This is a genomic window from Nocardiopsis synnemataformans (assembly GCF_965343085.1).
GTDB lineage: Bacteria > Actinomycetota > Actinomycetes > Streptosporangiales > Streptosporangiaceae > Nocardiopsis > Nocardiopsis alborubida.
The window spans coordinates 1-17,962 of sequence record NZ_CBDRFA010000004.1; the positions used below are offsets into that span (position 1 = coordinate 1).

The following is a 17,962-nucleotide window of genomic DNA, read 5'->3' on the forward strand; positions in this document are numbered from 1 at the left end:
GCCGCCGCCCCGATCGCCGTTCCTACTCCCGAACGAGCATCCGCCCGGACCTGTCCTCGGGCCCCACGTCCCGACCGCGCAGGAGGGTGCGGCGCACCCGCCCGAGCAGTTCGGCCCCGTCGTAGGGGCTCACCGGGTTGCGGTGCTCCAGCGCGCGCACGTCCACCCGGAAGGACTCCTCCGGGGCGACCACGGCGAAGTCGGCGTCGGCGCCCTCAGCGATGGCGCCCTTGCCGCGCAGTCCGGCCACCCGCGCGGGCCCGGACGACATCCACCGCACCACGTCCGCCAGGGACCCGCCGCGGCGGCGGGCCTCGGTCCACACCGCGGAGAAGCCCACCTGGAGCCCGGACACCCCGCCCCACGCGGTGCCGAAGTCGCCGGTGTCCAGGTCCTTGAGGTCGGGGGTGCTGGGCGAGTGGTCGCTGACCACGCAGTCGATCAGCCCGTCGGCGAGCGCGCGCCACAGCAGGTCGCGGTTGGCCGCGTCCCGGATGGGCGGGCAGCACTTGTACTGGGTGGCCCCGGCGGGCACGCCCTCGGCCTCCAGCGTGAGGTAGTGCGGGCAGGTCTCCACCGTCAGCGGCACCCCGTCAGCCCTGGCCTGGGCGATCAGCGGCAGCGCGGAGGCACTGGACAGGTGCAGCACGTGCGCGTGGGTGCCGGTGGCCCTGGCCACGTCGATCACCCGGGCGATCGCCTCGTTCTCGGCGGTGTCGGGCCGCGAGGCCAGGAAGGCGGCGTAGTCGCGTCCGGCCGCGGGCGGCGCCCCGTCCAGGACGCCGGGGTCCTCGGCGTGCACGATGAGCCGGCCGCCGAACTCCCCGATCGCCTCCGCGGCCGAGTACAGCTCCTCCGGGGACAGGTGACCGAACTCCTCCACCCCCGACGGGGACAGGAACGCCTTGAACCCGAACACTCCGCGCTCCCAGAGCGCGGCGAGCTCCTTCGTGGCGCCGGAGCGGCTGTTCTCGGGGACCGCCCCTCCCCAGAAGCCCACGTCCACGGCGAGCTTGCCCTCGGCGGCGGCCTGTTTGGCGTCGAGCCCGGCGACGGTGGTGGTCGGCGGCACGCTGTTGAGCGGCATGTCGACCAGGGTCGTGATCCCGCCCAGGGCGGCGGCCCGCGTGGCGGTGGCGAAGCCCTCCCACTCGGTGCGCCCGGGCTCGTTGACGTGCACGTGGGTGTCGACCAGGCCGGGAAGCAGCACCTCCTCCTCGGCCAGGGTGATCTCGCGGCGGGCGATGAGCGGCGCGAACTCCCCCTCCAGGACGTTGACCACGCGCCCGTCGCGCACCCCGACGGTGACGGGCCTCTCCCCCTCGGGGGTGAGGGCGCGGCGGGCGCGGACGGCGAGATCGTGCTGGGTCATCTGTGTCACTGCTCCTGTCCCACCCGTCGGCTGGCCAGGTCGACGAGTGTACGGGTGTCGGTTCCGGCGGCGTCGGCCACCTCGGCCTCGTCCAGCGCACCGCAGCGTACCCCGCTCACCAGGGCGGCGGCCAACGCCTGGGCGGTGGCGGGCTCGTCCAGCACGCCCCCGGCGACGGCGCCGAGGTAGGCGCGCAGGCGAGCGGCGGCGGGTGCGAAGGCCTCGCGGTAGAAGACGTAGGTGGCCAGGTAGCGGGTGGGCAGCTGGTGCGGGTGCAGGTCCCAGCCCTGGTAGAAGCCGCGTTCCAGGGAGCGGCGGACCAGGGAGGCGTGCAGGCGCCAGGCGGCGTGCACCTCCTCGGCCGTGCCCACGGGCAGCACGTTGGTGGAACCGTCCGAGAGCCACACCCCCGTTCCGGCGGCGGCCACCTGCATGACGGCCTTGGCGTGGTCGGCGACCGGGTGGGCCATGCTCTGGTAGGCGGCGGTGATCCCGCAGGCGGCGCTGTAGTCGTAGGTGCCGTAGTGCAGGGCGCTGACCCGGCCCTGCCCGGCGCCGATCATGCGGGCGACGGCCACCGTGCCGTCGGGGAGCAGGACCGACTGCGGGGTCTCGATCTGCAACTCGAACCGCAGCCGCCCCTCGGGCAGCTCCAGGCGCCGCTCCAGCTCCTCGGCGAGCCAGACCATCGCCTCGACCTGCTCCACGGAGGTGATCTTGGGCAGGGTGAGCGCCAGCCCGTCCGGCAGGCCGCCCAGCTCCTCCAGGAGGGTGTGCAGGAACAGCGCGAGGCTGCGGGCGCCGCGGGCGCGTCCGGCGGCCTCCATGCCCTTCATCCGGACGCCGAGGACGGGCGGGGCCTGTCCGGCGCCCAGGTCGGAGCACAGGGCGCGGGCGGCGTCGACGGTGTCGCGGTCCTCCTGCGCGTCACCCCGGTCGCCGTAGCCGTCCTCCAGGTCCACGCGCAGGTCCTCGACCGGCTCGCGGGCGAGCTTGTCGCGCAGGCGGGGCAGGACCCCGGCCACGGCGTCCTCGTCCACACCGGTGGCGGCGGCCAGCGCCGCGGCGTCGGGCGCGTACTCGTCCAGGCTGCGCAGGGCGGCCTCGCCCCACTCCCGGACCAGGCCTGTCCGGACGCGGTCCGCGGGGACGTAGACGGTGTGCACCGGCTGGCGGGCGCCGGAGGAACCCGGGTAGTCGCGGACGAGCCGGGCGTCGGCGTCGGCCAGGCGGGCGTTCAGTCCGGCGGTGAGTACGTCCAGACCGAGATCGGGTTCCCTGCGGCGGTTCTCGGACCGGTCCTGTTGCACGTGTATGTCCTCTCCCAGGCTAGTTTTTCCTATCGTGGATAGTAACTTTTGCTATCCGGAATAACAAGAGAGCCCGGGGTGTCCAAGATCCCGGGACGCAGGTTCCCGGACCACCGGAACGCCGCCGTTCCACGTGCTATAGAAGACAGTGAGCCGGAAACCGTCCTCCCCCCGCGGAGGCAGGACCCCGAACCCACGGCCCTCAGCATCGGAGCACGATCCTTGTCAGCCCCACAGACCTCTCTACACCCTGAAGACCAGGGCAAACGCGGACGCCCCAGCGGCGTGCAGTCCCTCGACCGCGCCTTCTCCCTGCTGGAGATCATGGCCGAGGCGGGCGGCGAGACCTCGCTGAGCCAGCTAGCCGAATCCTCGGGGCTCCCGCTGCCGACCATCCACCGCATCATCCGCACCCTGGTCGGCAACGGTTACGTGCGCCAGCTGCCCTCCCGCCGCTACGCGCTGGGCCCCCGGCTGATCGGGCTGGGCGACAAGGCCTCGCAGATGCTGGGCACCTGGGCACGCCCGCACCTGGCGCAGCTGGTGGAGGACCTGGGCGAGACCGCCAACCTCGCCATGCTCGACGGCGACAAGGTCGTCTACGTCGCACAGGTGCCCTCACAGCACTCCATGCGCATGTTCACCGAGGTGGGGCGCCGCGTGCTGCCGCACTCGGCGGGCGTGGGCAAGGCACTGCTGTCCCAGCTCGACGACGAGGAGGTGCTGGCCACGGTCCGCCGCACCGGCATGCCCGCCGCCACCGACCGCACCATCACCGACCCCGACGACTTCCTCACCGAGCTGCGCCGGGTCCGTTCGCAGGGCTTCGCCGTGGACGACGGCGAGCAGGAGGTCGGCGTGCGCTGCGTGGCGGTCCCCGTCGCGGGGGCGCCCTCGGGGATGGCGGTGTCGGTGTCGGGCCCCGAGGCCCGGGTGAGCTGGGAGTTCGTGGACCGCGCCGCCCCCATCGTGCGGCGCTGCGCCACCCTGCTGGCCACCGACCTCAACAACCAGACGTAACAGACCGGGCCAGGGAGATCCCCGGCCCGGCCTGTTCGCGTCGATCTTGTACCCATAGCCGGCGTCGGCGCCCGAGCCCCGCTGTAAGTACAGGACCAACGCAGGTCAGGGCCCCATGCACCACACCGGCAACACGTCCGGTCAACCCGTCAGGTGGGCTGGTCGAAGCCCAGCTTGCGCAGCTGCTTGGGGTCGCGCTGCCAGTCCTTGGCCACCCGCACCCGCAGGTCCAGGAACACCCGGCGGCCCAGCAGGGCCTCGATCTGCTTGCGGGACCGCGAACCCACGTCGCGCAGACGCGAGCCCTTGGACCCGATCACGATCGCCTTCTGGCTGGAGCGCTCCACGTACAGCGACGCGTAGATGTCCACCAGCTCCTTGCCCGGGCGGGTGTTCTCGCGCTCGTACATCTCGTCCACGACCACCGCGATGGAGTGCGGCAGCTCGTCGCGCACACCCTCCAGTGCCGCCTCGCGCACCAGTTCGGCCACCAGCATCTCGTCCGGCTCGTCGGTGAGGTCGCCGTCCGGGTACAGCGGCGGCCCCTCCGGCAGGTGCGAGCAGAGCACGTCGGTGACGGTCTCCAGCTGGAAACTCCCCTGAGCCGAGACGGGGACGATGTCGGCCCAGTCACCCAGCTCGTTCACCGCCATCAGGTGACGGCCCACGGCGTCCCGGTCCACCAGGTCGGTCTTGGTCACCAGGGCGACCACGGGGGTGTTGGTCTGCTCCGCCAGCTCCTTGGCGATGTAGGTGTCGCCCCGCCCGATGGGCTCGTTGGCGGGCAGGCAGAACGCGATCACGTCCACCTCGACCAGGGTGGACCGCACCAGCGAGTCCAACCGCTCACCCAGCAGGGTGCGCGGCTTGTGCAGGCCGGGCGTGTCCACGATGATCAGCTGCGCGTCGGGCCGGTGCACGATCCCGCGCACCGTGCGCCGCGTGGTCTGGGGCCGGTTGCTGGTGATCGCCACCTTCTGCCCGACCAGCGCGTTCATCAGGGTGGACTTGCCCACGTTGGGGCGGCCCACGAAGCACGCGAAACCGCTGCGGAAGCCTTCCGGGTGGGAGGGCATCCGCAACGGCAGGCGCAGCTTCTCCAGGTCGAGCTCGTTCATGCGTCCTTCTCAGCGCCGGGTGATGCTCGCGGGCACCCCGTCAGGGGCGGCGATCACCACCACCTGGGTCTTCAGGTCGTCCGCCACCGCGCGGTCGTCCTCGGTCAGCTCCGCGGCCTCGGTGACCACCACGGCGGCCTCCAGCGCGGCGGCCTCACCCGAGACGGCCGCGGCCACGGCCGCCTGGAGCGCGGACAGTCGGAGCGAGGGCAGCGACACCGTCGTGGCCACGTACGTGCGCCCGGTCTCGTCGCGCACCGCCGCGCCCTCCGCCGCCGCGTTGCGGGCACGGGAAGCCCGCGCGAGCGTGATGAGCTTGCCGTCCTCGGGGCCGAGCCCCGTCGTCTCCGTCACTGCTCCGTGCTCCTCACGTCGTCGTTCCCCTCCTGCGGCGCCCCTGCGGCGTCGGCGGGCAGGCGCTCCACCAGGACCGTGGTCATCCGGCTCCGGCGGCTGTTCTTGCCCTCGAGGGTGAGTCGGAGACCAGCGTATTCGGCCCGGTCCCCTCCCGCGGGCACCCGGCCCAGGACGAACGCCACGAGTCCGCCGACGGTCTCCACGTCCGCCACGTCCAGGTCGCGGTCCGGGAACAGCTCGTCCAGCTCGCCCAGCGGCAGGCGGGCGGTCACCCGCACCCGGTCCGCGTCGAGCCAGGCCACCGGCGGGATCTCGTGGTCGTACTCGTCGGTGATCTCACCGACGATCTCCTCCACGATGTCCTCCAGGGTGACCAGGCCCGCCGTGCCGCCGTACTCGTCGATGGCCACGGCGACGTGGTTGCGCTGCTGCTGCATCTCGCGCAGCAGCTCGTCGATGGGCTTGGTGTCGGGGACGTAGTTCGCCTGACGCATCACGTCGCCCGCGGTGAGCGGCACCTCGTCGTCGGTGCCCGCGGCGGCCGCCCAGCGGTCGCGCAGCTGGTACACCAGGTCCTTGAGGTAGACGATGCCGACCACGTCGTCCTCGTCCTCACCGGTCACCGGGATACGCGAGTACCCGCTGGCCAGCGCCAGGGTCAGCACCGCGTCGGCGTCGGCGTCACGGCTGGTGAACACGATGTCGGGGCGGGGCACCATCACCTCGCGCACGGGCGTGTCGTCGAGCTTGAACACCGAGTGGATCATCTGGCTCTCCTCGGGGTCGATGACCTCCCCCCGCTCGGCCAGGTCCACCAGCTGGCGCAGCTCCACCTCGGTGCTGAAGGGGCCCTCGCGGTCGCCCTTGGCACGCGGGGTGAGCGCGCGGCCCGCCCCCACGAACAGCTGGGCGATGGGGCCCACCACCACCTGGACCGGGTAGACGATCGCCGCGCTGGCGCGCGCGAAGGCCCCGGAGAACTGGCGGCCGAGGATGCGCGGCGCGATCGCGATCAGCACCGACTCCACCACGACCATCGCCGCGGCGGTCAACCCGAGGGCGGGCCAGCCCAGCCCCAGCAGGAACACCATGCCCACGGCGGCGGCCAGCACCGCGCACACCTCGCACACCACGCGCAGGAACAGCAGCACGTTGAGGTGGCGGGTGGGATCGGCCGACACCCGCTCCCAGCGGCGCCCGGCCTTGGCCACGCGCTCACCGGGGCTCGCCTCGGGCAGGCCCACGGACATCACACGGGTGACGGCGACCTCCGCGGCCACCAGGAAGCCCGCGACGGCGGTCAGTACCAGGGCGACCGCGAACGCGCTGATCCACTCCACGGGCTCACCTGTGGTCAGGGGGGCGACGTCGGGCCAGACCAACGGAGTCATCGGGTGCTCTCATCCCCTTCGGCCCCGGGCGCCTCGCGCTCGCGCCAGGCGGCGAGGATCTCGCCCTGGAGGCCGAACATCTCCTTGTGCTCCTCGGGCTCGGCGTGGTCGTAGCCCAGCAGGTGCAGGATGCCGTGCGTGCACAGCAGGTCGATCTCCGCCTCGGTGCCGTGCCCGGCCTTCTCGGCCTGGCGCTCGGCGACCTGCGGACAGATGATCACGTCCCCCAGGACGCCCGGCTCGCTCGTGCGGCCGGGGCCGCCGGGGCGCAGTTCGTCCATCGGGAAGGAGAGCACGTCGGTGGGACCCGGTTCGTCCATCCACCGCACGTGCAGATCGGCCATCGGCTCCTCGTCCACGAGCACGACGGACAGCTCGGCCAGCGGATGGACGCGCATGGCGTCGAGCACGTGGCGGGCCAGACGGGAGAGCCTCTCCTCGTCCACGGTGGTGACGCCGGACTCGTTGGCGACGTCGATACTCATCGTTGCGGCTGCCTTACCTAGGAATCGCGGGGCCGGGCAGCGCGCCCGGCCGGTGGTGCGGCGCGCCGGTCCGGCGCGCCCCCGGCAACCGAACCGGTGGACCCGCCTGTCGCGGGCCCACCGGTTCGAACGCCGTCGGGTCGTGTTCCCTGGACCGTTTCGGGCCCGGAGGCCTCCGGTGGAACACTCCCCTGCCTCAGTCTGCCTGTTCCTCGCCACCGGCGCTCTCCGGCTCCGGCGCGGCCGGGGTGTCGGAGGCGCCGCGCCGCGCGGATCCGCGGCGTGGGCGGCTCCCTCCGGCGGGGCCCCTGCGGTCGTCCCGCGCGGCGCCCTGGGCGGCGTCGTAGCGCCCGTAGGCGTCCACGATCTTGCCGACCAGCTTGTGCCGGACGACGTCCTCACTGCTCAGGCGGCAGAAGGCGATGTCGTCGATGTCACTCAGGATGGACTCGATGGTGCGCAGGCCGCTGGTCTGCCCGCCGGGCAGGTCGACCTGGGTCACGTCACCGGTAACCACGATCCTGGAGCCGAACCCCAGCCTGGTGAGGAACATCTTCATCTGCTCGGGCGAGGTGTTCTGGGCCTCGTCCAGGATGATGAAGGAGTCGTTCAGGGTGTTGTGCGTGAGCAGGAAGTCCTCGGTGACGTAGAGGGAGTCCTCCGCCGCCACCTGGATGCAGACGCACTCCTCGGTCCCGGCGGGCTCGATGGAGTCGATGAAGCGCATCGGACGGCCACCGCCGCTGACCCGGTACCTCTCCATCTTGCGTCCGAGCCGGAAGGGTGCGACCCCCTCCGGCAGCCGCAGGTCCAGGACATGGGCGTCATGGCGGTAGCCGACCTCCCTGTCCTTGGCCCGTCCCGGGGTCCTGCCCTCGGCGACGCGTGTGCGGACGTAGGCGACACCGCCGAGCGACTGCGCCAGGAACCTCACCGCCGCGCTCAGCATCGGGGAGGTCGTGACGTACTGGACCCGGCAGGTGCGGCCGCTCTGGGAGACCGGCCCCCCGTCGGAGTCCAACAGGCCCTGGAGCAGTGCGAGGCGAGCTTCGGCCGAGTTGTACAGGTAGACGTCCGGAACGAACTTCGTCGCCGAGGTGGTTCCGCACAGACCGAGTTCCCGCGTGATCGCGGTTACCGGGTTGGCGATGGTGATGACGTCCCCGGGCTGCGTCTCACGGTTGATGACGTAGTCCGGCCCCGACTTCCAGTTGATCCGGACCCCGGGGATGAGCTCCCCGAGGGCCTCGGCGAGTTCGGGGTCCTCGGTGGAGAAGCTCGGCGTCGTCGAACCCGTGAGGCACCCGTCTCCCAGGAGCAGTCCCAGGGCGTAGGGATCCATCGGCAGCTCCCGCGCGGGGAACTCCACTGGCTGGCTGAGCAGCGGAAGCTCGTACTTGCGGTAGTGAGCCCGCCGGAGGCCGCTCTCGCGGATCTCCTTGGCCGTGAGCACCCGGTGGGGTTTGCCCCGCCTGGTGTCGTCCCGGGTGCGCACGGACCACAGGTGGTCCTCCGAGCACAGGGTCGAGGCCCCGTCCTGGGTGGCGACCCGGTAGATCGCCTTGCGACCCTGCGGGTAGACCCCCAGGACCGGTGTCGGTTCACCGTTGGAGCCGACGACCAGGTCACCGACCTGGAGGTCGCCGATCGGTCGGAACCCCTCCGGAGTCAGAACGTTGGTGTGCACCGGCTGCGCCCGACCGCGCATGTACGCCAGCGGCGCGACCTCGATGGTCCCCGCCGCCATGAGCTTGGGGATGGAGTCGGGGTCGAGCATGTCGTGCAGGGCGTCGTAGAGCGGGCGCAGGTAGGGGTCGATCTTGTCGTAGAGGGTGCCGGGCAGGAAGCCCAGTCGTTCTCCGGCCTCCACCGCGGGGCGGGTGAGGATGATCCGGTTGACTTCCTTGTCCTGGAGCGCCTTGACCGCCTTGGCCATGGCCAGGTACGTCTTGCCGGTACCGGCGGGACCGATGCCGAACACCACCGTGCGCTGGTCGATGGTGTCGACGTAGCGCTTCTGGTTGAGCGTCTTGGGACGGATGGTCTTGCCGCGGTTGGACAGGATGTTGGTGGTCAGCACGTCCGCGGGGCGCTCGGCGCCGGGCGAGCTCAGCATGTGGACCATGCGTTCTATGGTGTCGGGGGTGACGTGGGTGCCGCTCTTGGCGAGTTCGATCAGCTCCTCGACGAGGCGGACCACGACGGCGGTCTCCTCCGGGGAGCCGCTGATGGTGAACTCGTTGCCGCGCACGTGGATGTCGCTGTCGAAGGCCCGCTCCAACGCCCTGAGGAGTTCGTCCCTGGAGCCCAGCAGGCTGACCATCGTGTGCTCGTCTGGCACCACGACCTTGACCTGGGTGTCCCGTGGCGGGTGCGTGTGCGTTGTCTCGGACATGGTGAGGCCGTGCGGCCGCTGTCCCTACCCTTCGATCGGGCGCCTGCCCGACCCCTGCGGGAGGCGCACCTGGTGGACGGTCCCGGCGCCGCGGACGGCACCAGGTCGGAGCTTCCTCGCCGGTGTTCCCAACGGCCACACCGAACCCTCAAAGCCCACAGCGACGAGTCTACCAATGCGCCTCCGCCCGACTCGATCCGTTATTTCCGCCTGTGGAAAACGTGCGGGAGTGGCGCCCGCGGAGGGGTGCGGACGGGGCGGCGGCGCGGAGAGCGGCCTCCGCCCGCCCGCGGGCTGAGGGGCCGGTCCCGGCCTACCCGGGGGGCCAGTTCAACCCGCGGCCGCCGAGCAGGTGCCCGTGGAGGTGGAAGACCGTCTGCCCGGCGCCGCTGCCGGTGTTGAACACGAGCCGGTAGCCCTGGTCGGCGATGTCCTCGGCCGCGGCCACCTCGTGCGCCACCCGGACGATCTCGTCGATCAGGCCGGTGTCCGCCGCGGCGGCCTCGGCGGCGGTGGGGTAGTGCTCGCGCGGAATGATCAGCACGTGCGTGGGCGCCTGGGGGTTGATGTCGCGGAAGGCGACCGCGCGCTCGCTCTCGCGCACGATCTCGGCGGGCACCTCCCCCTTTACGATCTTGCAGAAAAGACAGTCTTCCTGGGCCATCGCGCACCTTTTTTCCGTCTGCGCGGCCGCCGGAACGGCCGCCGTCTCGGGTTCGTCCGGGACCATGATGCCGCAGGTCCCCGTTGGGCGGGCCAACGGCGGAGGGCTCCCGCGGCGCCGTGGGCGAGCGGGTTCGGCGACGCTCGGCGCCCCGGGCGCGATAGGCTTTCCACCCGTGCGCGCCAGGTCGTCGGCTCCGTCCGGCCTCGGCCATATTCCCGCGTGTTCGGATCGAAACGCACGTCTACCTGGAAAAGAAGAGGTATGCCCTTTCGTAAACCCCGCGACAAGGGTGTGCGTCGAACTGATGTGACGACAGAAACCATGGTTGCCGGTGCCACCACGGCACCGCTCTCGGTGGAGTGGGACGCCGACCACGCCGTGACGGAGCTCTACCGGGAGCACTACCGTCCGCTCGTTCGGCTCGCCGCCCTGCTCGTCCGCGATCACGCGACCGCGGAAGAGGTCGTCCAGGACTCGTTCGTCGCCATGCACGGAGCGTGGCGCCGCCTGCGCGACCCGAACAAGGCCCTGTCCTACCTGCGCCAGGCCGTGGTGAACAAGGCGCGGTCCGTGCTCCGCCACAGGGCGGTCGTGGAGAAGCACGCGCCCAAGGCCCTGCCCGACGCGCCCAGCGCCGAACACGGCGCGCTGAGCCTGTTGGAGCGCGAAGCCGTCATCCGTGCCCTGCGCAAACTACCCACCCGTCAGCGAGAGGCCATCGTGCTCCGGTACTACGGCGACCTGTCCGAGGCACAGATCGCGGACGCCATGGGGATCAGCCGGGGCGCGGTGAAGAGCCACACGTCCCGCGGTATCTCCGCGCTCCGCTCTGTTCTGGAGCAGACGACATGACCAGCCCCACGAACCCCACGAACGATCCGTTCGAGAATCAGCTCCGCCACCTGCTCAAGGCCGAGGCCGACACGGTCACGACCTCTCCCGAGGCGTTGAACCTGATCCGTGAGCGCACCGAGCGCAACCGCGGTTCGGCCTGGTTCGGCATGCCCTGGCTACGTCCGGCGGTGGCGGTGGCGGGAGCCGCCCTGATCGCCGGATCCGTGGTCATCTCCAGCCCCCAGGTCCGCGACCACGTGCTGGAGATCGTCCCCGCGGGCGCCGACCGCGAGGGCGCGCCCGCCGAGGAGGAGGGGGAGGGCGGCGGTGTGGCCGTACCCGATCCCTCCACTGGCTCCGTGGACGGCACCACCCAGCAGGAGGAGGAGCCGCCGCGGGACCCGGCCGCCTCCCCCACCCCGGAGGACGACGTGGAGGAGCCCGCTCCCTCCGAGGAGGGCGTCACGGCCACCTCCACGTGTCCGGCGCCCGAGGAGTCCACCTCCCCCGCCCCGTCCGGCTCCGAGGAGGACAAGGACGAGAAGGCCGCTTCCGAGAAGGAGTGCGAGCCCAGCGACGAGCCGAGCAGCGGCGCGGGCGACGGGCCCACCGGTGAGGACGGCGGCGGCGACAGCGGGACCGGCGGGGAGGAGCCCTCCGGCGGCGGTGACGGTACCGGCGGCGAGGGCGGCGGCACCGGCGGCGACGGAAGCGGCACGGGCGGCACCGGCACCACCGGAGGCGACAGCGACGCCAAGACGGCTCCCGGCAGCTGACGCGCCCGTCCCGGGGCCGGTCCCCGAACAGCAGTCACGAACGACCGTGCGCTCTACCAGCCGTGTGCCCTACCAGCGGCCGGTGCGGGCCTGGAGCACCGACAGGGCGGCGACCCCGGCGGTGGAGGTGCGCAGCACGCTCGGCCCCAGCAGCGCACGGACCGCGCCCGCGGCGTCGAACGCCTCCAGTTCGCCGTCGGAGAAGCCGCCCTCGGGGCCGACCACCACGACGACGCCGGGGCCCTGCCGGGCGGGCAGCTCCAACTGTGACAGGCGGCTGGCACCGTCCTCGTGCAGCACGACGCCCAGGTCCGCCCCGGCCAGCAACTCGGTCACGGCGGCGCGGTCGGCGAGGTCGGCGACCTCGGGCAGCCGCGCGCGCCGGGCCTGCTTGGCCGCCTCACGGGCGGTCGCGCGCCACTTGGCCAGTGCCTTGGCGGCGCGGTCGCCCTTCCAGCGGGTGACGCAGCGCTCCGCCGCCCAGGGCACGACCGCGTCGGCTCCGGCCTCGGTCATCATCTCCACGGCCAGTTCGCCCCGGTCGCCCTTGGGCAGTGCCTGGACCACGGTCAGGCGGGGGCGGGGCGCCGGTTCCTCCCGGCGCTCCACCACCGCGCAGACGATGTGGTCCCTGCCCACGGCGGTCACCGTGCAGCGGGCGCGCAGGCCGCGTCCGTCGGAGAGGTCGACGGTCTCGCCCTCCCGGATGCGGCGCACCACGGCGGCGTGACGGCCCTCGGCGCCGTCCACCGTCACCCGGTCGGCCGCCAGGTCGGCGGCCTCGACCAGGAAGACCGGCGGTGTCACTTGGCGCCGAAGGCGTCGCGGATCTTGGAGAAGAACCCGCCGTGTCCGGGGCTGAAGCGCCCCGGGGTCTGGTCCTCGCCACGCAGTTCGGCGAACTTGCGCAGGAGGGCCTCCTGCTCCTCGTCCAGTCGGCTCGGGGTCTCCACGTCGACGCGGATGCGCAGGTCGCCCCGGCCGCCGCCGTCGAGGTGGCTGACGCCCTTGTTCGGGAGGGTGATGACGTGGCCGGAGTTGGTGCCCGGGCGCAGGTCGATGTTCTCGGTGCCGTCGAGGGTGTCGAAGGCGAAGGAGGCGCCCAGCGCGGCGGCCGTCATGGGGACGGTCACCGTGCAGTGCAGGTCGTCGCCGCGCCGTTCGAAGGTGGGGTGCGGGCGCTGGATGATCTCCAGGATGATGTCGCCGCGCGGTCCGCCGTTGGGGCCGACCTCGCCCTCTCCGGCGAGCTGGATGCGGGTGCCGTCGTCGACGCCCGCGGGGATCTTGACGGTGCGGGTGACCTTCTCGCGCACCCGGCCCTCGCCCGCGCAGTCGCCGCAGGGGTTGGTGATGACCGAGCCCTGGCCCGAGCACTGGGGGCAGGGGCGGGAGGTCATGACCTGTCCGAGGAAGGACCGGGTGACCTGGGACACCTCGCCCTGCCCGTGGCACATCTCACAGGTGGTGCGGTGCGAACCGGCCGCCGTCCCCTCGCCCTGGCATGTCTCGCACAGGATGGCGGTGGGGAAGGTGATCTCCTTGCTGACCCCGAACGCGGTCTCCACCAGGTCCAGTTCGACCCGGATCTTGATGCTGCGCCCGCGGCGGACCCGTTCCCGGGGGCCGCGCCCGCCGGGCTGGCCGCCGCCGAAGAAGGCGTTCATGATGTCGTCGAAGGCGAACCCGCCCGCGCCGCCGAAGCCCCCTGCCCCGCCACCGCCGCCGGGCGCGTAGGGGTCCTGGCCCATGTCGAACATCCGGCGCTTGTTCTCGTCGGAGAGGACCTCGTAGGCCTGGGTCACCTCCTTGAAGCGCTCCTGGGTTGCGGGGTCCGGGTTGATGTCCGGGTGGAGTTCGCGCGCGAGCCGCCGGTAGGCCTTCTTGATCTCGTCCTTGGACGCGTCGCGACGCACTCCGAGAACCTGGTAATAGTCTCTGGCCACTGAGTTACTGTCCTGCCAAAATCTGTCCGACATAGCGAGCCACGGCGCGTACTGCTCCCATCGTCCCCGGGTAGTCCATCCGGGTGGGTCCCACCACACCGATCTTGGCGAGCGACTGGTTTCCCACACCGTAGTCCGCCGACACGATGGAGGTGGACCTCAGGCCCTCGTGGAAGTTCTCCGCGCCGATGCGCACCGTGAGCATCGACGGGTCCTTGGCCTCTCCCAGCAAACGGATGAGGACCATGTTCTCTTCCAGTGCCTCCAGGACTTCCCTCAGGCTGGCGGCGAAGTCGACGGCGGCGAGGTTGGCCGTCCCCGCGAGGACGATCTTCTCCTCGTGCCGTTCGACGAGGCTCTCCAGCAGGACGGAGAGGACCGACACCGCCATCCGGCGGTGTTCGGGCGGCACCTGCGGAGGCAGGTCCTCCACCGCGTCGGGCACGTCGCCGAGGTGGCGTCCGGCGATGGCCCGGTTCAACATCGCGCGCAGGTCGTCGACGGCGGCCTCGTGGACCTCTCCCAGGCCGTCGATGACGCGCTGCTCGACCCGGCCCGTGTTGGTGATCACGACCATCATGATCCGCTGTCCCCCGAGGGGGACCAGTTCCACGTGCTGCACCGACGAGCGGGTCAGCGAGGGGTACTGGACGATCGCGACCTGGCGGGTGAGCTGCGCGAGGAGCCGTACGGTCCGGGCGACGATCTCGTCGAGGTCGACGGCGCCGGTGAGGAAGGACTCGATGGCGCGCCGCTCCGCGGTCGAGAGCGGCTTGACCGAGGAGAGCCGGTCGACGAAGAGCCGGTACCCCTTGTCCGTGGGGACGCGGCCGGCACTGGTGTGCGGCTGCGCGATGTAGCCGTCCTCCTCGAGGGCGACCATGTCGTTGCGGATGGTCGCCGGAGAGACGCCGAGCCGGTGCCGGTCGGCCAGGGCCTTGGACCCCACGGGCTCGTTGGTGTTGACGAAGTCCTCGACGACGGCACGCAGGACCGCGAGCTTGCGCTCATCCAGCACTCGCCACCTCCTGGCACTCCGTGGTCCTCAGTGCTAAGTCTATGCCCGGCCGCAAACCCTGACGGTTACCCGTGGGCGGCGACGCCCCGGCGCGGCCCCGTCGTCCCCGCTCCCGCGGGGCCCGCGGCGCGCGCCGCGGCCGACGGGGCGCCGGCTCGCGCCACCAGTAGACTGCACGACCGTGGCTACCAAGGGAACCGGCCGTTACGGCCGCGACGTGCTCGCCGGGGACTGGCGCCGCCCGAGGAAGAAGGCGGTCCGCGAGGTGCCCCTGGAACGGGAACTGGTCGTGGAGGACGCCGAGGAGGCGTTCTGCGGGGCGGTGGTGGCCTGGGACAAGGCCACCGTGACGCTGGAGGACCGGCACGGCCGCCGCCGCGTGTTCGACCTCGCTCCGGCCGCGTTCCTGGTCGACGGCGAGCCGGTGACCCTGGTGCGCCCCGCCGCGGTCCCGAGGGGACCGCTGCGCAGCGCTTCCGGGTCGGTGGCGGTGCCGGACGCGCGGGCGCGCACGGCCCGGGAGAGCCGGATCTACGTGGAGGGCGTCCACGACGCCGAGCTGGTGGAGAAGGTCTGGGGCCACGACCTGCGTGTGGAGGGAGTGGCCGTCGAGTTCCTGGAGGGGGTCGACGACCTGCCCTCGATCGTGGCGGAGTTCGCACCCGGGCCCGGCAGGAGGCTGGGCGTCCTGGTGGACCACCTGGTGCCGGGCTCCAAGGAGACGCGGATCGCCGAGCGGGTGCGCGGCGAGCACGTGCTGGTGGCCGGGCACCCCTACGTCGACGTCTGGCAGGCGGTGCGGCCGGGTTCCGTCGGGATCGGGGCCTGGCCGGAGGTGCCGCGCGGCGTCCCCTGGAAGGAGGGGGTCGTGAGCGCCCTGGGCTGGCGGTTGGAGACGGGCGAGGCGTGGCGCCGGATCCTGGGATCGGTGCGTACCTATGCTGATCTGGAGCCGGCCCTGCTCGGCCGGGTGGAGGAGCTGATCGACTTCGTCACCGGGCCGCACCCGGACGCTCCCTAGCGAGCACTGCGCGCGGGAGGAGCGGCAGGACCTAGGATTTGACCTGGGCGAGGCGTCGGTCCCCGTGTTCGGCGCCGAGGTCGCCCGCCTCCGGCCCGCGCGGTCGTCGGTACAGCACGGTAGTACAGGAACCTCCCCCTCATCAGCGGAGCCAAGGAAGAGCATGAGCCAGACCCCGACGAACCCCCCGCCCCCGGAGGATCCCCACCGGGGACAGCAGCCGGACCACGGGCAGGACGGGCAGCAGGAGTACGGACAGCAGCCCCAGCAGCCGGATCCCGGCCAGCAGCCCGCCTACGGGCAGCCGTCCGGGGCGCAGCCGCCGTACGCCCCGCAGCCAGACCAGAGCCAGCAGGGCTACGGTCAGCAGCCCTCGGGAGCGCAGCCGGGATACGGCCAGCCGTCCGGGGCGCAGCCGCCGTACGCCCCGCAGCCAGACCAGAGCCAGCAGGGCTACGGCCAGGCCCCGGGAGCACAGCCCGGCTTCGCACCGCCCCCGGGCGCCCCGTCGCCGTACGCTCCCCAGCCCGGTCAGGACCAGCACGGTCAGGGCCAGCCCGCCTACGGACAGCCCTCGGGCGCGCAGTCCCCGTACGCCCCGCAACCCGACCAGGGACAGCAGGGCTACGGCCAGACCCCGGGAGCACAGCCCTCCGGCGCCCAGCCCGGATACGCCCCGCCGTCCGACTACGGCCAGCAGCAGCCCTACGGCCAGCCCCAGCAATCCCCGCCGGAGTACGGCCAGCCCCACCAGGGCGCCTACGGCCAGCCCGCCCCGGGTCAGCAGCAGCCCGGTTTCGCCCCGCCCGAAGGAGCCCCCGAGCAGCCCGGGTACGGGCAGCAGGCGGCCTACGGCCAGCAGCCCGCCTACGGACAGCCCTCGGGCGCGCAGTCCCCGTACGCCCCGCAACCCGACCAGGGACAGCAGGGTTACGGCCAGACCCCGGGAGCGCAGCCTTCCGGCGCCCAGCCCGGATACGGCCAGCCCTCCGGCGCCCAGCCCGGCTACGCCCCGCCGTCCGACTACGGCCAGCAGCAGCCCTACGGCCAGCCCCAGCAATCCCCGCCGGAGTACGGCCAGCCCCACCAGGGCGCCTACGGCCAGCCCGCCCCGGGTCAGCAGCAGCCCTATCCGGGCGCTCCCGCGGCGTACGGGCAGCCCGGCGTCCAGGGCCAGCCCCAGCAGGGCGCCCCGGACGGCGACAACAGCACACTCGTGGCCATGCTCGCCCACCTGTCCGGCTTCGTGATCGCCTGCCTGGGCTGGATCCCGCCGCTGGCCATCTACTTCGCCAAGCGCAACCAGTCGCCGTTCGTCCGCCACCACGCGGCTGAGGCGGCCAACTTCCAGCTCACCCTGCTGATCCCCTACGTCTTCGCGTGGGTGGCCTTCATCGGCCTGGGTATCTTCTTCCCAGAGCTGTCCTGGATCGGATCCCTCCTGGTCGCCCTGATCTGGGTCGTCGCTATCGTGTTCGGCGTCATGGGCGCCAACGGCGCCAACAAGGGGACGTGGTACCGCTACCCGGTGAGCATCCGCCTGTTGAAGTGATCCGCTCCCGCACGCAGTCCGAGCGCATCCGCACGAAGGAACCCAACATGTCCTATCCCAACACCCCTCCCGAGGGCCCCTACGGCCAGGGCCAGCAGCCCGGCCAGGACTCCGGCGGTTACCCCTCCCAGCACGGTCACCCCACCGGTGGTCAGCCCGGCTACCAGCAGGGCGGTTACCCGCCCCCGCCCGGTCAGCCCGGCGGCTACCCGGGGCAGCCCGGTTACCAGGACCCCTCCGGCGGATACCCGGGCCAGCCCGGGTACGAGCAGACCGGCGGCTACCAGTCCCACTACCAGCAGGGCGGCTACGGCCAGCCCCCGCACGGCGCCTACGGCCCCTCCTCGGCCACGACCGGACAGCCCAGTGCCGAAGAGCGCCAGATGGCGATGTTCGCCCATGTGGGCGGCGGCATCCTCGGCTGGATCCTGCCGCTGATCATCTTCCTGGTGAAGAAGGACGAGTCGCCGTTCGTCCGCAACCAGGCTGCACAGGCGCTGAACTTCCAGCTCCTGATCATGATCGGCTACCTGATCTCCAGCGTCCTGATGATCGTCATCATCGGCTTCCTGACCTGGTTCGTCTGCTGGGTCGCCGCCGTCGTCCTCGGCATCATCGGCGGCGTGGCCGCCAACCGGGGCGAGTGGTACCGCTACCCGTTCAACGTCAGCTGGATCAAGTAGTCCGGCGCGTCGGCGAG

General features: G+C 72.1%; 16 protein-coding genes and 3 pseudogenes. 6 read left to right on the forward strand and 13 right to left on the reverse strand.

Annotated features, from left to right (window positions below; all coding sequences use genetic code 11):
- Positions 1 to 22: 22 nt before the first annotated feature.
- Together allB and ACSIH6_RS02885 are read right to left on the reverse strand one after the other, a co-directional pair.
- Entirely contained in the window at positions 23 to 1,372 is a 1,350-nt protein-coding gene (gene allB / locus ACSIH6_RS02880) for an allantoinase AllB (protein ID WP_435106282.1), read from the reverse strand.
- A gap of 5 nt (positions 1,373 to 1,377) precedes the next feature.
- On the reverse strand, positions 1,378 to 2,682 hold the full coding sequence (locus tag ACSIH6_RS02885; RefSeq protein ID WP_435106284.1) for a DUF6986 family protein: 1,305 nt from the start codon (positions 2,680 to 2,682) through the stop codon (positions 1,378 to 1,380).
- Positions 2,683 to 2,967: 285 nt separating this feature from the next.
- Between ACSIH6_RS02885 and ACSIH6_RS02890 the strand changes: the two genes are divergently transcribed.
- Complete coding sequence (locus ACSIH6_RS02890; RefSeq protein ID WP_061078315.1) at positions 2,968 to 3,702, forward strand: IclR family transcriptional regulator; 735 nt, start codon at positions 2,968 to 2,970, stop codon at positions 3,700 to 3,702.
- Positions 3,703 to 3,851: 149 nt separating this feature from the next.
- Here ACSIH6_RS02890 and era read toward each other — a convergent pair whose 3' ends face one another.
- From era to ACSIH6_RS02930, 8 genes and pseudogenes are all read right to left on the reverse strand, one after another.
- Positions 3,852 to 4,820 carry a GTPase Era gene (gene era, locus ACSIH6_RS02895; RefSeq protein WP_435106286.1) on the reverse strand — a complete coding sequence of 323 codons (969 nt, stop codon included), beginning with the start codon at positions 4,818 to 4,820 and terminating at the stop codon, positions 3,852 to 3,854.
- 9 nt (positions 4,821 to 4,829) lie between these two features.
- On the reverse strand, positions 4,830 to 5,174 hold the full coding sequence (locus ACSIH6_RS02900) for a cytidine deaminase-like protein (RefSeq protein ID WP_017565543.1): 345 nt from the start codon (positions 5,172 to 5,174) through the stop codon (positions 4,830 to 4,832).
- A complete protein-coding gene (locus tag ACSIH6_RS02905; RefSeq protein ID WP_435106289.1) occupies positions 5,171 to 6,568 on the reverse strand; it encodes a hemolysin family protein in 1,398 nt (465 codons plus the stop codon). The genes ACSIH6_RS02900 and ACSIH6_RS02905 overlap by 4 nt, the downstream gene beginning before the upstream one ends.
- A complete protein-coding gene (ybeY, locus tag ACSIH6_RS02910; protein WP_017565541.1) occupies positions 6,565 to 7,053 on the reverse strand; it encodes an rRNA maturation RNase YbeY in 489 nt (162 codons plus the stop codon). Before ybeY ends, ACSIH6_RS02905 begins: the two co-directional genes overlap by 4 nt.
- A 196-nt stretch (positions 7,054 to 7,249) precedes the next feature.
- A pseudogene (locus ACSIH6_RS02915) lies at positions 7,250 to 7,669 on the reverse strand (PhoH family protein); the annotation flags it as partial.
- A gap of 267 nt (positions 7,670 to 7,936) precedes the next feature.
- A pseudogene (locus ACSIH6_RS02920) lies at positions 7,937 to 8,761 on the reverse strand (LAGLIDADG family homing endonuclease); the annotation flags it as partial.
- Positions 8,750 to 9,448 (reverse strand): annotated as a pseudogene (locus ACSIH6_RS02925) (PhoH family protein); the annotation flags it as partial. The pseudogenes ACSIH6_RS02925 and ACSIH6_RS02920, both read right to left, overlap by 12 nt.
- Before the next feature lie 313 nt (positions 9,449 to 9,761).
- The gene (locus ACSIH6_RS02930) at positions 9,762 to 10,112 is read right to left on the reverse strand and encodes a histidine triad nucleotide-binding protein (RefSeq protein ID WP_435106292.1); all 351 of its coding nucleotides are present in this window, start codon (positions 10,110 to 10,112) and stop codon (positions 9,762 to 9,764) included.
- 324 nt (positions 10,113 to 10,436) lie between these two features.
- Here ACSIH6_RS02930 and ACSIH6_RS02935 point away from each other — a divergent pair, with 324 nt between their 5' ends.
- Entirely contained in the window at positions 10,437 to 10,967 is a 531-nt protein-coding gene (locus ACSIH6_RS02935) for a SigE family RNA polymerase sigma factor (RefSeq protein WP_013151757.1), read from the forward strand.
- The gene (locus ACSIH6_RS02940; protein WP_435106294.1) at positions 10,964 to 11,725 is read left to right on the forward strand and encodes a hypothetical protein; all 762 of its coding nucleotides are present in this window, start codon (positions 10,964 to 10,966) and stop codon (positions 11,723 to 11,725) included. The genes ACSIH6_RS02935 and ACSIH6_RS02940 overlap by 4 nt, the downstream gene beginning before the upstream one ends.
- 69 nt (positions 11,726 to 11,794) lie before the next feature.
- On the opposite strand, the gene ACSIH6_RS02945 is transcribed toward ACSIH6_RS02940, so the two are convergent.
- Genes ACSIH6_RS02945 through hrcA form a run of 3 tightly spaced genes read right to left on the reverse strand, consistent with a single transcriptional unit; the run spans position 11,795 to position 14,689 of the window.
- Positions 11,795 to 12,532, reverse strand: a complete 738-nt coding sequence (locus tag ACSIH6_RS02945) for a 16S rRNA (uracil(1498)-N(3))-methyltransferase (RefSeq protein ID WP_435106296.1) — start codon at positions 12,530 to 12,532, stop codon at positions 11,795 to 11,797.
- Entirely contained in the window at positions 12,529 to 13,671 is a 1,143-nt protein-coding gene (gene dnaJ, locus ACSIH6_RS02950; protein WP_061078307.1) for a molecular chaperone DnaJ, read from the reverse strand. The genes ACSIH6_RS02945 and dnaJ overlap by 4 nt, the downstream gene beginning before the upstream one ends.
- 4 nt (positions 13,672 to 13,675) lie before the next feature.
- Positions 13,676 to 14,689, reverse strand: coding sequence for a heat-inducible transcriptional repressor HrcA (hrcA, locus tag ACSIH6_RS02955; RefSeq protein WP_435106298.1), 1,014 nt, complete (start codon positions 14,687 to 14,689; stop codon positions 13,676 to 13,678).
- Between the two features lie 181 nt (positions 14,690 to 14,870).
- On the opposite strand from hrcA, the gene ACSIH6_RS02960 reads away from it, so the two are divergent.
- The 3 genes from ACSIH6_RS02960 (at position 14,871) to ACSIH6_RS02970 (ending at position 17,945) form a co-directional block, all read left to right on the forward strand.
- Positions 14,871 to 15,710 (forward strand): DUF3097 domain-containing protein, encoded by an 840-nt coding sequence (locus ACSIH6_RS02960; RefSeq protein ID WP_435106300.1) that lies wholly within the window; start codon positions 14,871 to 14,873, stop codon positions 15,708 to 15,710.
- A 163-nt stretch (positions 15,711 to 15,873) separates the two neighbouring features.
- Positions 15,874 to 17,262, forward strand: coding sequence for a magnetosome magnetite crystal formation protein family (locus tag ACSIH6_RS02965; RefSeq protein WP_435106302.1), 1,389 nt, complete (start codon positions 15,874 to 15,876; stop codon positions 17,260 to 17,262).
- A gap of 47 nt (positions 17,263 to 17,309) precedes the next feature.
- Entirely contained in the window at positions 17,310 to 17,945 is a 636-nt protein-coding gene (locus ACSIH6_RS02970; protein ID WP_435106304.1) for a DUF4870 domain-containing protein, read from the forward strand.
- Positions 17,946 to 17,962 lie beyond the last annotated feature (17 nt).